Origin of the sequence: Brachybacterium sp. GCM10030268 (genome assembly GCF_042666305.1) — a bacterium.
In the GTDB taxonomy this organism is placed as follows: Bacteria; Actinomycetota; Actinomycetes; order Actinomycetales; family Dermabacteraceae; genus Brachybacterium.
Map to the genome: position 1 here is coordinate 1 of NZ_JBHTCW010000003.1, position 15,363 is coordinate 15,363.

The 15,363-nt window shown below is 70.9% G+C and carries 15 protein-coding genes; 8 read left to right on the forward strand and 7 right to left on the reverse strand.

What is annotated here, in order from left to right:
• Positions 1-87 precede the first annotated feature (87 nt).
• The 3 genes from ACFQRD_RS05910 to ACFQRD_RS05920 all read right to left on the reverse strand — a co-directional run bounded on the left by ACFQRD_RS05910 (position 88) and on the right by ACFQRD_RS05920 (position 3,043).
• Positions 88-858, reverse strand: coding sequence for an alpha/beta fold hydrolase (locus ACFQRD_RS05910; protein ID WP_377020130.1), 771 nt, complete (start codon positions 856-858; stop codon positions 88-90).
• A 98-nt stretch (positions 859-956) separates the two neighbouring features.
• The gene (locus ACFQRD_RS05915) at positions 957-1,493 is read right to left on the reverse strand and encodes a hypothetical protein (protein ID WP_377020131.1); all 537 of its coding nucleotides are present in this window, start codon (positions 1,491-1,493) and stop codon (positions 957-959) included.
• 20 nt (positions 1,494-1,513) lie between these two features.
• A complete protein-coding gene (locus ACFQRD_RS05920) occupies positions 1,514-3,043 on the reverse strand; it encodes a purine-cytosine permease family protein (RefSeq protein WP_377020132.1) in 1,530 nt (509 codons plus the stop codon).
• A 274-nt stretch (positions 3,044-3,317) separates the two neighbouring features.
• Between ACFQRD_RS05920 and ACFQRD_RS05925 the strand changes: the two genes are divergently transcribed.
• From ACFQRD_RS05925 to ACFQRD_RS05935, 3 genes are all read left to right on the forward strand, one after another.
• Complete coding sequence (locus ACFQRD_RS05925; protein ID WP_377020133.1) at positions 3,318-4,121, forward strand: methyltransferase domain-containing protein; 804 nt, start codon at positions 3,318-3,320, stop codon at positions 4,119-4,121.
• A gap of 138 nt (positions 4,122-4,259) precedes the next feature.
• The gene (locus ACFQRD_RS05930) at positions 4,260-4,571 is read left to right on the forward strand and encodes a 2TM domain-containing protein (protein WP_377793514.1); all 312 of its coding nucleotides are present in this window, start codon (positions 4,260-4,262) and stop codon (positions 4,569-4,571) included.
• A gap of 75 nt (positions 4,572-4,646) precedes the next feature.
• On the forward strand, positions 4,647-5,078 hold the full coding sequence (locus ACFQRD_RS05935) for a hypothetical protein (protein WP_377020135.1): 432 nt from the start codon (positions 4,647-4,649) through the stop codon (positions 5,076-5,078).
• Between the two features lie 74 nt (positions 5,079-5,152).
• Here ACFQRD_RS05935 and ACFQRD_RS05940 read toward each other — a convergent pair whose 3' ends face one another.
• The 3 genes from ACFQRD_RS05940 to ACFQRD_RS05950 all read right to left on the reverse strand — a co-directional run bounded on the left by ACFQRD_RS05940 (position 5,153) and on the right by ACFQRD_RS05950 (position 7,951).
• Positions 5,153-6,451 carry an RNA polymerase sigma factor gene (locus tag ACFQRD_RS05940; protein WP_377803572.1) on the reverse strand — a complete coding sequence of 433 codons (1,299 nt, stop codon included), beginning with the start codon at positions 6,449-6,451 and terminating at the stop codon, positions 5,153-5,155.
• Positions 6,452-6,456: 5 nt separating this feature from the next.
• Positions 6,457-6,807, reverse strand: coding sequence for a YciI family protein (locus ACFQRD_RS05945; protein ID WP_377803573.1), 351 nt, complete (start codon positions 6,805-6,807; stop codon positions 6,457-6,459).
• Positions 6,808-6,943: 136 nt separating this feature from the next.
• Positions 6,944-7,951 (reverse strand): hypothetical protein, encoded by a 1,008-nt coding sequence (locus tag ACFQRD_RS05950; RefSeq protein ID WP_377803574.1) that lies wholly within the window; start codon positions 7,949-7,951, stop codon positions 6,944-6,946.
• 219 nt (positions 7,952-8,170) lie between these two features.
• Between ACFQRD_RS05950 and ACFQRD_RS05955 the strand changes: the two genes are divergently transcribed.
• The 4 genes from ACFQRD_RS05955 to ACFQRD_RS05970 are packed head-to-tail and all read left to right on the forward strand — an operon-like array spanning position 8,171 to position 12,177.
• Positions 8,171-9,190: a siderophore ABC transporter substrate-binding protein gene (locus tag ACFQRD_RS05955; RefSeq protein WP_377803575.1), complete on the forward strand. Its 1,020-nt coding sequence runs from the start codon at positions 8,171-8,173 to the stop codon at positions 9,188-9,190.
• Between the two features lie 11 nt (positions 9,191-9,201).
• Positions 9,202-10,251 carry an ABC transporter permease gene (locus ACFQRD_RS05960; RefSeq protein WP_377803576.1) on the forward strand — a complete coding sequence of 350 codons (1,050 nt, stop codon included), beginning with the start codon at positions 9,202-9,204 and terminating at the stop codon, positions 10,249-10,251.
• Complete coding sequence (locus tag ACFQRD_RS05965) at positions 10,244-11,416, forward strand: iron chelate uptake ABC transporter family permease subunit (protein WP_377803577.1); 1,173 nt, start codon at positions 10,244-10,246, stop codon at positions 11,414-11,416. The genes ACFQRD_RS05960 and ACFQRD_RS05965 overlap by 8 nt, the downstream gene beginning before the upstream one ends.
• The gene (locus ACFQRD_RS05970) at positions 11,413-12,177 is read left to right on the forward strand and encodes an ABC transporter ATP-binding protein (protein WP_377803578.1); all 765 of its coding nucleotides are present in this window, start codon (positions 11,413-11,415) and stop codon (positions 12,175-12,177) included. Before ACFQRD_RS05965 ends, ACFQRD_RS05970 begins: the two co-directional genes overlap by 4 nt.
• 298 nt (positions 12,178-12,475) lie before the next feature.
• On the opposite strand, the gene ACFQRD_RS05975 is transcribed toward ACFQRD_RS05970, so the two are convergent.
• Positions 12,476-13,312 (reverse strand): aldo/keto reductase, encoded by an 837-nt coding sequence (locus tag ACFQRD_RS05975; protein WP_377803579.1) that lies wholly within the window; start codon positions 13,310-13,312, stop codon positions 12,476-12,478.
• A gap of 77 nt (positions 13,313-13,389) precedes the next feature.
• Between ACFQRD_RS05975 and ACFQRD_RS05980 the strand changes: the two genes are divergently transcribed.
• Complete coding sequence (locus ACFQRD_RS05980; RefSeq protein WP_377020144.1) at positions 13,390-15,162, forward strand: LssY C-terminal domain-containing protein; 1,773 nt, start codon at positions 13,390-13,392, stop codon at positions 15,160-15,162.
• Positions 15,163-15,363: the final 201 nt, after the last annotated feature.

Consider the following 15,363-nt stretch of genomic DNA (forward strand, 5'->3'; position numbering starts at 1 on the left):
GCTCAGCGAGGAGCGGCAGCCACTGTACGGGCCAATCACCGGATGGAAGCGATCCAACCACCGCGACATCCGCGGCACCACAGAGCCTCACACTGACCGCACTGTACGCACCTCCGCGACCGTGCGGGAGCGCTCGGCGAGCAGCGCGGCGAGGTCGGCCGGTCGGCTCCAGAAGGGCCAGTGCCCGGTGGGGAGATCGACCAGGTCCAGGTGCTGGACCGCGGTCACCGGTGCCATCATCGGGTGACCCGACTCCGCCATTGCCGTGACGTCCTGGGAGGTCAGGGAGCTGCAGATCATGGTCGCCGGGATCCCCTGCCACCGGTCGTCCTCCACCCTCAGCACGCCCCGCATCACCGGACCCGGCTGGGGGACGGAGCGCTCGCGGAACCGGTCGAGCTGCGCAGAGGAGAGCCCCTCGAGGCTCGCCTGCTGCCCGAGCTCCTCGAATGGTGGGAGCGGGACCTCGGCGACCTCCTCGGGCAGCCCGGGGGCGGCGACCGCGCCGTCGAGCTGTGGGCCGCTGTCCACCCAGACCACGTGGTCCACGAGCTCGGGCCGGCACCCCAGCAGCCGCATCACCGGCAGATTGGCCCCGCTGTGCGCGACGAGGACCACCGGGCCCGCCGAGTCCGCGAGACGGGAGACCACCTCGCCGAGGTGGGACGCCTGGTCCTCGAGGTCGGAGGAGGCCCGCCGCGGGGCGGCGGGGTCCATGCCCGGCAGGGTCACGGACTCTGCGGGGATCCGCTCGTCAGTGAGGGAGTCGACGACCTCGTCCCAGGCCCAGCCGCCGAGCCAGTGCCCGGGGACGAGGACAAGAGTTGCGGGTGTGCCCGGTGTCTGATCGATGCTCATGCCCTCACGGTAGGTCGCGCAGAGGACACGATCTGTCCTCGAAGAGGGTCGGACGCGCTGTCGGCCACAGGGACGGGGTGGAGTGGCCCGCGCCGAGGTCACTCCTCCGGTGCCTGCTGTCCCGTGCGCTCCTGCCACGCCCGATAGTGCTCCCAGTCGAACAGCCCGTTGCCCGCGGTGATCGTGGTGCCGTCGCGTGCCCTGAGTCTGGTCTGGCTGGTTCTCGAGATGTTCGTGCCGTCAGGGCCGCCGGAGCCGATATAGCTGATGCGGGCGATGTCCGCATAGCGAATGGTCCGGGTGCGCCCCAGCATGCCCCGGGATCTGAAGGCGTCCGGCCCCGCCTCGACGTAGACGATGAAGAAGGTCCACAGCAGCAGGATGGCGATCAGCAGAAGCACGCTACCGGCGATCACATCGGCCCGGATCTCGGCAGGGTTTTCGCCCTTCGTGATCCCCGCGAGCACGAGCAGGACGCCGAACAGCAGGATCACGAAGCCGATCACGCCCACCAGTCGCGAGACGCAGCGGCGCTCGGGATGCCGCTTGCGGATCCACGGGCGCCGGACCAGGAAGCTCAGCAGCCAGAGGCCGACGATGATCGGGATGAAGGCGACGATCTCCATGACGGACATGTTTTCTTCCTTCCGAATGCTCAGGCCCGAGCAGCCACTCCCTGCTCCTGCCGGCGGATGGTGCCGCGCCGGGCGAACCAGGTGACGACGAAGCCGAGCACGAGGGCGAGGATCACGCCGATGTTGGAGTAGGCCCAGTTGCCCTCCCAGTAGGAACCGGCCGGGTCGTCCACGAAGGTGCCCAGGCCCAGCGGCTGAAGCAGGTAGCCCTGCCAGTTGTTCCACGGCGCGGCCTCGGTGAAGGAGTTCACGACCAGGCCCCAGCCGATCACCGAGGCCACCACCAGCGTGATCACCGAGGTCCAGTCCACGGCGCCGTAGCGGCCGCTCGGGTCGAACAGGGCCTTCTCGTCGTAGTCCGCGCGGCGGGAGAGGACGTCGGCGATGAGGATCCCGGCCCACGCGGCGATCGGCACGCCGAGGGTGATCAGGAAGCTCTGGAACGGGCCGATGAAGCTGGTGGCGAAGAACGCGACCCAGATGGTGCCGACGGTGAGGATCAGGCCGTCGATCGCGGCGGCGGCCGGGCGCGGGATCCTGATGCCCAGGCTCAGCAGGGTCAGGCCGGAGGAGTAGATGCCCAGCACCGCCCCGGAGACCAGGGTCAGCACCGCGACGATCCAGAAGGGGATCAGCGCCCACAGCGGCAGGATCGAGATCAGCGCGCCGATCGGGTCGCCCTCGATCGCGGCATTCAGATCGGGATCGGAGCCGGCCAGCAGCAGCCCGAAGATCACCAGCACCACCGGCGCGGCCGCACCGCCCACGGTGTTCCACAGCACGATCGACCCGTCGGACGCCGTGCGCTTCTGGTACCGCGACCAGTCGGCGGCGATGTTGATCCAGCCCAGCCCGAAGCCGGTCATCACCATCACCAGCGCACCGACCATCGCCTGCGGCGGCCCGTTCGGCGCCGACGCCACCGCGGCCCAGTCGATGGCGGGAATGGTCAGGGCCATGAAGACGATGGTCATGGCGCCGGTGGCCCAGGTCAGGATCGACTGCAGGCGCATGATCGTGTGATAGCCGAGCACGCTCGCCACCACGATCAGGGTGGCGATGAGGATCGCCGCGATCACGGTGACCGCCTGCCCGGAAGCGACCCCGAGCACGTCGAACACGGTGGCGGTGGCCAGCACCGCGGAGATCGCCAGGCTCGTCTCCCAGCCGATCGAGGTCAGCCACGAGACGATGCCGGGCACCTTCTGCCCGTGGACGCCGAACGCGGCGCGGGAGAGCACCATCGTCGGCGCGCTGCCGCGCTTGCCGGCGATCGCGACCAGCCCGCACAGGGCGAAGCTGATGATGATGCCGATGATCGCGACGATCGTGGCCTGCCAGAAGCTGATCCCGAATCCCAGCAGGTACGAGCCGTAGCTCATGCCGAACACCGAGACGTTCGCGGCGAACCACGGCCAGACGAGATCGCGCGGGCGCGCTGTCCTCTCTGACTCCGCGATGATCTCGATGCCGGTGGTCTCGATGACGCCGGCGCCGCCGACGGGGGCCGGGGGAGGCGTCGGCGCAGTGGTGCTGTCAGGGGAGGTCATGTCGGCTCCGGGAGAGAACGACCAGCGCACGGCCGGCCGACGGGGTGGACGGATGTCAGCTGCAGTGTCCCATGACGGCACTCAGCAGGCTCGCCGCCCAAACGCGGTGCCATACCCCCGCCGCGTGCTGGACGAGGCGGCCGACATGCTCGCCGGAGGCTCGGCGCGGTCCAGGAGATCGGGCCCCTCGGCGATCCGCGGCTCGGGAGGTGCAGCTGCGCCCACGGGACGGACCGCCGTTCCCGTCCCGCTCCGGGGCACCTACCGTCGGCCCATGCCCGTTCCGACCTACACCCACGGCTACGGTGCCGCAGTCCTCGGCAGCCACCGTCAGCGCACCGCCGAGAACTCCTCCGCCTACCTCCTGCCGCAACTTCGCGCCGGGCAGCGGCTGCTCGATGTGGGCAGCGGGGCGGGGACGATCACTGCGGGGCTGGCCCGGCTCGTCGGCCCGGAGAACGTGGTCGCCCTCGAAGTGGACGAGCACGCCGCCGGCATCACGCGCGAGGAGCTCGCCCGGCAGGAGCTGGACGCGGTGGAGGTGGTGGTCGGGGATGCTCATGAGCTGCCGTTCGCCGACGGCGCCTTCGACGTCGTCCATGCCCACCAGGTCCTCCAGCATCTGCCCCGGCCGGTGGTCGCCCTCGCCGAGTTCCGCCGGATCACCGGCCCGGGCGGGGTCGTCGCGATCCGGGACAGCGACTACGACGGCTTCCGGTGGTTCCCCGAGGACCCGTTGCTGGAGAGATGGCGCGAGCTGTACGTGCGCGCTGCCCGCGCCAACGGGGGAACCCCCGATGCGGGTCGCCGGTTGCTCGCCTGGGCGCACGAAGCGGGCTTCGGGGACGTCACGCCGAGCTCGTCCACGGTGCTGTACGCGACCCCGCAGACCCGCGCGACCTGGTCCGAGACCTGGAGCGGCCGGATCACGACGCCGCCGCTGGCCGATCAGCTCCAGCGCCAGGGGTGGGCCGACATCGACGAGCTCGAGGAGATCGCCGCTGCGTTCGGTCGCTGGGCCGACCACCCCGACGGCTGGTTCGTGCTCCTGCACGGCGAGATCCTCGCCCGGCCCTGACGGGCCACGCCCTCGTGACGCCGAGTCGGGTGCATCGATGACAGCCGTCATGGGCGCTGCTCGCCGTGGCTTCCTACGGTCGTGGACAGGGAAGGAGCCGCACCGGGCGGTTCCGCGCAGCAAGTGGGAGAGCCAGCGATGCAGACGCCGTATGACCGCACCGATGCCCCGCACGACATCCCCGAGGACGACGAGGCCGGACTGCGTCGACAGGCCGCCCGGAACATCCACGCCCGCCGCGGGTTCGCGGTCCAGGTGGCCGTCTATCTGATGGTCAACGGGATCCTGTTCTGGTCCTGGGCCAGCTACGGCTACGGGTTCCCCTGGCCGCTGTTCGTGCTGGTGTTCTGGGGGATCGGCCTGTTCTGGCAGGCATGGGAACTGTTCGGCCCGGGCGAGAGCGAGGACCGGGTCCGCAAGGAGATGGACCGGCTGCGCGGGCGTCGCTGAGCCCGCGGGGCCTCGACGAGACGGGCGCGGGAGCGTATCGTTGAATACGCAACCACCCTCGACGTTGGAGACGACATGAGCCTCAGCACCATCGCCCTCCGCGCCATCCCCGGCGCGTTCATCCTCAACTCCGGAATCGGCAAGCTCGGCATGCCGGCCGAGATGGCCGAGGGCCTCCAGGGCATGGCCGCCAAGGGCGTCCCGCCGCTGGAGAAGCTCACGCCGGAGCAGTTCGCGAAGTTCCTCAGCTACGGCGAGATCGCCGTCGGCGCCTCGCTGCTGCTGCCCTTCGTGCCCAACCGGATCGCGGGCGCGGCCCTGGCTGCCTTCTCGGGAAGCCTGGTCTCGATGTACCTGCGCACCCCCGAGATGACCGAGTCCGACGGCGTGCGTCCCAGCCAGGACGGCACGGCCGTCGCGAAGGACACCTGGCTGCTCGCGATCGCCGGCGCTCTCCTGCTGGCGGAGAAGAAGCAGACCAAGCAGAAGAAGTCGCTGAAGGCCTGACCGGCTGAACGCCTTCCTCGCCGACGGTCGGGCCCGTCGTAGGCCGGGCCCACGCCCGCCGGCGGCGGAGGTCGTCAGTCCCGGGCCGTGGATGTCGAGCCCTCGCTCTCGGCCAGGCGTCGCTCGATGAACCGCTGCTCGGCGGCGTTGTCCACCTGCTCGAGCGCCCGGGCCCACGCTGCCGCGGCCTCCTCGCGCCGGCCCACCTCGTCGCGGAACAGGGCGACCGCGATGTGGAAGGGATGGTGGCGGGCGAGTTCGGGATCATCGGCCAGCCCCTCGAGCAGTGCCAGCCCTTCCTGAGATCCTCGTGCCCTCCCCACGGCAATGGCCCGGTTCATCCGCACTACCGGGTCCTCGCCGCGTGCCAGCAGCAAGTCGTACAGCGAGAGGATCTGCGGCCAGTCGGTGTCCTCGTAGCGCGCGGCCTCCGCGTGCACTGCGGCGATCGCGGCCTGGATCGTGAAGCGTCCGGCGTTCTCGCGGCCGGCCGCCTCCTCCGCGAGCGCCAGTCCTTCGGTGATGAGGTCCCGGCTCCACCGCGAGCGGTCCTGGTCCTCGAGGGCGATTGGCACCCCGTCGGAGTCCTCGCGGGCGGGGGAGCGGGCGTCGGTGAGCAGTAGTAGGGCGAGCAGCCCCTGCGGCTCGACCGCTGACGGCAGCAGGCGGTGCATGATCCGCGCCAGACGGATCGCCTCGGCGGTGAGTTCCTGCCGGATCGGGGTGTCGCCGCTGGTCGCGGCATAGCCCTCGGTGAAGATCAGCGAGATAGCGGTCAGCACCAGAGGCAGCCGGCGCTCGCGGTCCGCGGCATCGGCCGGCACCGTCAACGGGATCCGGTTGGCCACGATCCGCTTCTTGGCGCGGGTGATCCGCGCCTGCAGGGTCGCCACCGGTACCAGCAGGGCCTGCGCGATCTCCGCCGTGCTCAGCGAGCCCACGAAGCGCAGCATCAGGGCGATGCGGTCGGTCGGGGCGATGGCCGGGTGGCAGCACCCCATGAGCATGGCGAGGCGCTCGTCGGGCAGGTCCCCGTCGGCGAGGACGTCAGCATCGGCCGCAGGCGCGGCCGCGGCCTCCTCGCGCACGTGCAGCTCCGCGAGCCGGCGGGCGTAGGTGGCATCACGACGCACGCGGTCCAGGGCGACGCGCTTGGCGGCGGTGGTCAGCCAGGCCAGCGGTCGTTCGGGCACGCCCTGCCGAGGCCACGTGCGCAGGGCGGATTCCATCGCCTCCTGGGCGGCGTCCTCGGCGAGCTCGAGGTCGCCGAAGCGGCGCACGAGGGTCGCCAGCAGACGGCTGTGCTCCTCCCGGTGCACCCGGGTCAGCACGTCGTCGGCGGGCGGCTCCTCGTGCGCCGCGACGACGGCCACCGCCCTCAGTACTCCGCGAGCGGGCGCACCTCGATGCGGCCGCCGATCGCCCCGGGGCACTTGGCGGCCCAGGTCAGGGCTTCATCGAGAGTCGCGACGTCCAGGACGATGGTGCCGCCGACGAACTCCCGGCTCTCGGCATAGGGGCCGGCGGTGATCACCGGCTCGGCATCGCGATCGGCCTTGGAGACGCTCGTGCCCTCTTCCGGATCCGTGAGGGCGAAGCCGCCGGCGAGCACACCGGCCTCCTTCAGCTCCGCGTCGAAGGTCATGAACTCCTCCGGGCCCGGGCCCTCGTCGGTCTCGCCGCAGCGTTCGTCGGCCATGTTCCCCATCAGCAGCAGTACGTACTTCATGCTCACTCCTCGGTGGTGCGGTGACCGAGCCGAGCGGCCCGGACACCACTATGACGAACGGGCGCCGAGCAGATCGACAGTTCTCCGGAATCGGAGCGACGTCGCCGGGATCGGGTCGCCCGCCCGCCCCGCGTTGTCAAGCCACGCTGAGGCTGTCGATCATGGCCTGGAGGTCGGCGACCTGCTGCTCGTGCCCGGTGGCGGCACCGCCGTCGAACGCCGCGGGGCCCTCCGGCGTATCCACGACGATCACGGCGATCTCCCATGACTCCGTGGTGTCGAGCAGGCTGAGGTCCGAGAGCATGACCGTCGCGGTGACGATCCAGCCGTCGTGCCCGTCGACCGTGAGGGCCTCGTCGCGGTAGTTCTCCAGCTCAGGGTCCGGTCCGTAGATCTCCTGGGCCTGATCGCGCGAGATGCCGCACTGGAAGATGGCTCGCGCGGCGTCCTCGACGCCCGGGTAGCCGCCCTCGTCCTCGGGGTACTCCACGGCGCCCACGGCGGCGACGGAGTACCAACCGTCCTCGACCTCCTGCTCCGCGGCGGCGACATCAACCATGTACGAGGACTGCGAGCCCCAGTTGCTCCCGGTGCCCCAATCCGGCTGGACAGCGAACTCCAGACCGCCGCTGCGCACCGTGCCGTCGGACTGCTCGGCCTGCGAGTTGTTGTCCTCGTGGACCGTGCACTCGGTGGTGGGCTGCTCGGTGAACGTCGGCTCGGCGCCGCCGGCCTCGTCCGTCGCCTCCTCGGAGGGGACGTACTCCTCGGGCCGGGTCTCCTCGGGATCATCGGCAGCAGAGGTCTCCTCGGCGGCGGTCGGATCCTCGGCGTCAGTCGAGAACACGGTCTGTGAGAACACGAGTGCCACGATCGCGAGCACCACCACCAGAACACCGACGCCGCCGAGGGCGACGGCGATGATCGGGCCCCTGCCGCCGCCCCCGCCGGGAGTCCCGCCGTGCCCGGCACTGGGCCCGCTAGGCCCACCGACCCCATCGGAGCCACCGGAGCCACCAGGCCCGCCACCGGTGCCCGGGGTTCCGGTTCCCGGGATCGATGCCCCGCCGCCCGCGCTGCCGCCGGCCCCGCCGCTGAAGTCGGGCAGCTGCGGCGGCTCGGACGTGCCTGGACGGTCGGACATTGCTGCTCCCCTCCAGCCCTGCTCCCCGGCGCGGACGATACGCGTGCCCGGCCGCGGCCCAGCCTAGCGGCGGGGTCGCGGCTCCCGTGCCCGTCTCGATACGCGAAATAATGCAAAGCATGAGTGGCGAAAATGGCAGAGGTAAGGCTAACCTCAGTGTGGCCGCGACGCGCTCCGCTCTCCCGGACCGGTCCCTTTCCCTCGACAGAAGGCAGCCCCATGACCTCCCACTCCCGTCTCTCCCGTCGCCACTTCAGCGCGCTCTCCACCGCCGGTGCTCTGGGCGTGGTCCTGACCGCCTGTGGCGGCAGCACCCAGGCCGCCGACGGCGGTGCGTCCGACGGGGGTGACAGCGGCGCGGCGGGCACCGTGGAGATCGAGGACAACAACGGCACCCAGACCGTCCAGACCCCGCCGGCCTCCGTCGTCGCGACGGACAACCGCACCTTCGAGACGCTCCAGGACTGGGATGTCACGCTCACTGCTGCTGCGCGCGCCCTGATGCCGACGACGATCTCCTACCGGGACGACGAGTCGATCATCGATCTCGGCAACCATCGCGAACCCGATCTCGAGGCGGTCGTCGCCGCCGAGCCGACCCTGATCATCAACGGTCAGCGCTTCGCGGACTACCACGAGGACTTCGCCCGTCTCGCCCCGGACGCGGCCATCCTCGAGCTCGACCCCCGCGACGACCAGCCCTTCGCGGACGAGCTCAAGCGCCAGGTCAGCGCCCTCGGGACGGTGTTCTCCAAGGAGGCCGAGGCCGAGCAGCTCGGCGCCGACCTCGATGCCGCCATGGAGCGCGTCACCGCCGCCTACAACGGCTCCGACACCGTCATGGCCGTCAACGTCTCCGGCGGCGAGATCGGGTACATCGCCCCCGGAGCCGGCCGCACCCTGGGCTGGACGTTCGAGGCCTTCGGCTTCGTCCCCGCGCTCGAGGTGGAGGGCGCCAGCGACGACCATCAGGGCGACGACATCTCCGTCGAGGCCATCGCCGAGTCCAACCCGGACTGGATCCTGGTCATGGACCGTGACGCCGCGATCTCCGCCGACGACCCGGCTTACGAGCCGGCGGCCGAGATCCTCGAGGCCTCCGAGGCGCTCGCCGGGGTCACCGCCGTCGCCGAGGGCCGCCTCGTCTACATGCCCGCGGATACGTACACCAACGAATCGATCCAGACGTACACGGAATACTTCGAGGTCCTGGCCGACGCCCTCGAGGGCGCGGCCTGAGCCTTGGCGCGATGTCGTCCTCGTCCTCACCTCGACCCGCTGCCTCGCCTCGACCCGCTGCGCCGACGGTCGCGCTGGCGCCCGACGGGGCGCCCGAGCGAGCTCGCGGCCGCGAACCGCTGCTGGATGCGAAGCTCGTCGTCGCCCTCGCGGTGGTGGCCCTGCTGCTGGTCGCGTCGCTGCTGACCGGTGTCTACGACGTGGTGGGAGCCGAGGACGGCGGCGAGATGTTCGCGATCACCCGGATCCCGCGCACCATCGCGCTGGTTCTCGCCGGCGCTGCGATGGCCATGTCCGGGCTGATCATGCAGCTGATGACCCAGAACCGGTTCGTCGAACCCTCGACCACCGGCACCACGGAATGGGCCGGCCTGGGGCTGATCCTGGTGATGGTGCTCGCGCCGCAGGCCGGCCTCCTGACCCGGATGACGGTCGCGATCGCCTTCGCCTTCGTCGGCACCATGGTGTTCTTCGCCTTCCTGCGGAAGGTGACCCTGCGCAGCTCCCTGATCGTGCCGATCATCGGCATCATGCTCGGCGCCGTCGTCGGCTCCGTCTCGACCTTCGTCGCCCTCCAGTTCGACGCCCTGCAGAACCTCGGGGTGTGGTTCGCCGGCTCCTTCACCTCCGTGCTGCGCGGCCAGTACGAGGTGCTGTGGATCGTGGCGCTGGTCGGGGTGGCGGTGTTCCTGGTCGCCGACCGGCTCACCGTCGCCGGGTTGGGCGAGGACATCGCCACGAACGTCGGCGTGAACTACCAGCGGGTGCTGCTGATGGGCACCGGCCTGGTCGCCATCGCCACCGGCGTGGTCACCGTGGTGGTGGGGAACCTGCCCTTCCTCGGTCTCATCGTGCCCAACGTGGTCTCGATGATCCGGGGCGACGACCTGCGCAGCAACCTGCCGTGGGTGGCGCTGCTGGGCATCGCCGTGGTCACCGTCTGCGACCTCATCGGGCGCACGATCATCATGCCCTTCGAGGTGCCGGTCTCCCTGATCCTGGGGATCGTCGGCGCCATCGTGTTCATCGCCCTCCTGCTGAGGCAGCGCCGGCATGGGTGAGCGCACGCTGACCGGCTCGGCACCCGCCGCGGGACCGGCACCCGTCACGGGCCCGGCACCCGCCGCTGGGGCGGCGACCGGCGCGGACACCGGGCGGGCCGTGTCCACCGCCCCGGCCGACGCCGTCCTCGACGCGGCGGCCCCGCGCCCGCTGCCCCGGCGCCGCAGCAGCTCCGGTCCCTTTCCGGACGCCAGGTCCAGCAGGCGCTACTGGAGCGTGGTCGGCGCGCTCGTGGTCCTCGCGGCCGCGTTCGGGCTCGGACTGCTGGCCATCGACAACCCGATGCCCGTCGGCACCCGGGGCTTCTGGCTGATCGCCGAGCTGCGCGCGACCTCCCTGGTGGTGATGGCGATCGCCGCGTTCTGCCAGGCCACAGCCACCATCGCCTTCCAGACGGTGACGAACAACCGCATCATCACGCCCTCGATCATGGGCTTCGAGTCGCTGTACACCGTCATCCAGACCGCCGCCGTCTATCTGCTCGGCGTAGCCGGAGTGGTGGCGCTCCAGGGCACCGCGCAGTTCCTCGCGCAGGTGGCGCTGATGGTGGGCCTCTCCGTGCTGCTGTACGGCTGGCTGCTGCGCGGGAAGTACGCGAACATGCAGGTGATGCTGCTGATCGGCATCATCATCGGGGGAGGGCTGGGGTCGGTCTCGACCTTCATGCAGCGCCTGCTGAGCCCCAGCGAGTTCGACGTGCTCAGCGCCCGCCTGTTCGGCTCGGTCACCAACGCGAGCGTCGAATACCTGCCCTACGCGATCCCGCTGTGCCTGGTCGCCGGGGTGCTGGTGTGGCTGAACGCCCGCCGCCTCAACGTCATCGCCCTGGGCCGGGACGTGTGCCTGAACGTCGGCGTGGACCACGGCCGCCAGACCATCTACACCCTGGTGCTGGTCTCGGTGCTGATGGCGGTCTCCACCGCCTTGATCGGCCCCATGGCCTTCTTCGGCTTCCTGGTCGCGACGCTGACGTACCAGCTGACCGGCACCCACGACCATCGCCGGCTGCTGCCGGTCGGCGTGCTGGCCGGATTCGTCGTGCTCTCCGGGGCGTACTTCCTGATGAACCACGTCTTCTACGCGCAGGGAGTGGTCTCCATCATCATCGAACTCGTCGGCGGGTCCGTCTTCCTCGCCGTCATCCTGCGGAAGGGGCGCCTGTGATCACCATCGACGCGGTGCGGAAGCGATACACCTCGGGCTCGCGGACCATCGAGATCGGCCCGGTCAGCCTCGAGATCCCCGCCGGCGGGGTCACGGCGCTGGTGGGCCCGAACGGCGCGGGCAAGTCCACGCTGCTGACCATGGCCGGCCGGCTGCTGGGGATCGACGAGGGCGCGATCGAAGTGGCCGGGTACGACGTCGGCTCCACCGCCTCGAAGGACCTCGCGAAGATCCTCTCCGTGCTGCGCCAGGAGAACCACTTCATCACCCGGCTCACCGTGCGCCAGTTGGTGGGCTTCGGCCGCTTCCCCTACTCCCAGGGGCGGCTGACCAGGCTGGATGAGCAGAAGATCAGCGAGGCCATCGACTTCCTCAACCTCGACGAGCTCGAGGACCGCTACCTCGACCAGCTCTCCGGTGGCCAGCGCCAGCGTGCCTACGTCGCCATGGTCCTCGCCCAGGACACCGAGTACGTGCTGCTGGACGAACCGCTGAACAACCTCGACATGCGCCACAGCGTGCAGATGATGGGCCGGCTGCGGGACGCCGCCCGCGAGCTGGGCCGCACCGTCGTCGTGGTGCTGCACGACATCAACTTCGCCGCCCACTACGGCGACCGCATCATCGCGATGAAGGACGGCGGTGTGGTCGAGGCCGGCCCGGTCGAGCAGATCATGGACGGGGAGGTGCTCACCCGGGTGTTCGACACCCCGGTCCAGGTCATCGACGGGCCCAGCGGCCCGCTCGCCGTCTACTACTGAGAGCAGGCGGAAGGCTGCGCCGACGTTCCTGCGCTCGGGGCCGACGACGCCCGACCCTGCGCCGGCAGCGCGGGACCCGATCCTGCGCCGGCGGCGCGGGACCCGATCCTGCGCCGGCGGCGCGGGACCCGACCCTGCGCCGGCGGCGCGGGATCCGCGACCTCGTGGGAATTGGAGCGCCATACCAACGCGGTCACGGATCCTGCGGAGGAGTCGCGCCGGGCCGCGCCGGGCCGCGACGGGCCGGGTCGAGCCCGGGCTGCGTCGAGCCCGCGCCGTCCGTCGACCGGACCCGCGGTCAGTCCCGCTTCTGGGCGGGGTCGAACCCGGCGCGGCCGTCGGGGCGATCCAGCTCGTCGATCGCGGCGATGTCGTCGGGGCTGAGCTGCAGCTGGACCGACTCCAGGTTCTCCACGATCCGAGAGGGCGTGGCCGATTTCGGGATCGCCACGATGTCGTGGGCGAGGTGCCAGGCGAGGACCACCTGGGCCGGGGTGGCGCCGTGGGCAGCGGCGATGCCGGTGATGACGGGCTTCTCGAGGAGGTCGGACTTGCCCTGGCCGAGCGGCCCCCAGGACTGGGTGAGGATGCTGTGCTGGGCGTGGGCCTCGCGCAGCTCGCGCTGCTGGAAGTAGGGATGCAGCTCGATCTGGTGGATCACCGGGGTGACGCCGGTGGCGGCGATGATCTCCTCGAGCTCGGCGAGCGGGAAGTTCGAGACACCGATCGAGCGGGTCAGGCCCCGCTTCTGCAACTCGACCAGCGCCTCCCACGCCTCGACGTACTGGCCCTGGGACGGGACCGCCCAGTGGATGAGGTAGAGGTCCATGTAGTCCAGGCCCAGCCGCTCCAGGGACGCCTCGCACGCGGCGATCGCGTCATCGTAGGCGTGCTCGTCGTTCCACAGCTTGGTGGTGACGAAGAGGTCCTCGCGGGGCACGTCGGCGGCGCGCACCGCGCGGCCCACGCCCTCCTCGTTGCCGTACAGCTTGGCGGTGTCGATGTGACGGTAGCCGGCCTCGATGGCCTGCCCGGTCAGGTCGGCCGCGACCTCGTTGTCGACCTTGTACACGCCGTAGCCGAGCTGCGGGATCGAGTGGCCGTCATGAAAGGTCAGCGAAGGACTGGTGGACATGGTCTCCTCCTGGAGGGATCGGCGTCGCCGCCAGCCTACGATGGAGTCATGAGCTCGACGAGCCCGGGGCGGACCCGGTGACACCGGCACGCAGCTCACGTCTTGCACCGCTGGAGCGGCCCGTCCCCGACGGACCGCCCGCCTACGACCATGCCCGCGGGCACACCCCCGAGGGGCGGCGGCTGGACGTGTACGGACTGCTGGACACCCTGTTCATCGCCACCGGCGTGGTGGTCTCGGTGTGGCTGGCGCTGCTGTACCTGATCGAGGGCTTCTCGCTGACGCCCATCCGGCTGCTGTACCTGGCTGGTTTCTGGATCCTGCTGACCTACATCACGCTGCCGCGCCTGCATCAGCTGATGACCTGGATCTATCTGCCGGACTACTTCTTCGGCCGCACCCGAACCACCGAGGGCGTGCTCTCGGACCCGATCAACCTCGCCTTCGACGGCCCCGAGCGCGATCTGCACGTGGCGATGCGCCGCGCGGGCTGGGTGCTCGCCGAGGAGCGCACCGTCTCCTCGGCCTGGTCGATGGTCCGCTCGACGCTGCTGCGCAGCTCGTATCCCTCCGCACCGGTCTCCGACCTGTACCTGATGGGCCGACGCCATGACTTCACCTACCAGCAGGAGGTCGGCGGGACCACCACCAAACGTCACCACGTGCGGTTCTGGCGGATGCCGCCGGACTTCGTGCTGCCCGGCGGCTACCGGGCGGACTGGCTCGCCGCCGGCACCTACGACCGCGCCGTCGGCTTCTCCTTCTTCACCCTCCAGGTCACCCACCGCATCGACGAGAACATCGACGTCGAGCGCGACTACCTGATCGACACCGTGCGCTACGCCGACCGGGAGATCCCCGTCGAGATGATCCACGAGTTCTCGACCGCGTACCACCACCGCAACGGCCAGGGCGACCGGTTCCGCACCGACGGCCACCTGCCGGTGATCGATGTGGCCGGCGCCGCCTCCCGGTCAGACGGGGCGACCGCGATGATGCTGCCCCGGCACCGGCCGACGGGGACCACCGTGATGAAGGCCCGCGCCCGCGCCGCGACCCAGTCCGCGCTGGCCGCGGCCCGCCTCACCAGTGGTGTCACCGGCCGCACCGATCTGGGCAACGAGATCTCTGCGCAGTGGCACGGGACGGTCGACGACTTCCACGAGGCCGTGGCCCGGGCGGCCGACCACCACCTGCCGCCGCCGACGGTCGCGTTCACCGGCGCCCTCGTGCTGCTGCAGGCGGGGCTCGTGGTCGCGCAATGGCTCACCCAGCTGCTGGGGACGAGCCCGCTGCCTCTGTTCGATGACGCGACGCTGCTGTTCCCCGGCCAGACCGGGTTGGGCGTGGCCTCCGGGTTCGCCCTGATGCTGGTGTTGCTGCTGATCGGGGTGCTGCGCCGCAGCCGCTGGGCCCGGATCGCCCTGATGGCTGTGTTCACGGCCGACGCGGTCGTGCGCCTGGCGCTGGCCACCTCCTCCGGCGGCGACGTGACCCACTCGCTGCTGGTCGGCGCCGGTGCCTCCGCCCTCGGCGTGCTCGCGATCAGCTCCGACGCCTCCCGCCAGTGGGTGCAGACGCTGCGCGTTTCCTCCCACGAGGACGAGGACGAGGACGAGGACGAGGGCGCGGACGAGGGCGCGGACGCGGACGAGGGCGCGGACCAGGCCGCTGGCGAGGGCCAGGCCGTGGGCGAGGACGTGGACGACGGCGAGAGCAGGTCCGAGGACCGGGACCAGGCCGGCGAGGTGGACGGCCACGCCCCCGGCGGGACGGACGACGGAGTGCCGCAGGCTGACCTGGCGCAGCCGGCGGAGCAGCCGGCGGAGCGGCCGGGCCAGCGGCGCTGACGGCCGCGAGAGCGGCCGGCGCAGCGGCGCTGATGGCAGCGAGAGCGTTCGGCGCAGCGCTGGCAGGGCTGGCAGAGCTGGCAGGGTTGGCAGAGCTGGCAGGGGCGGCAGAGCTGGCAGAGCCGGTCTGCTGAGGCCGGTGGAGACGCGTGTCCGCGGCCGGACCGGGCGCGGCGCAACACGTCGTTCTGTTTCCCGTCG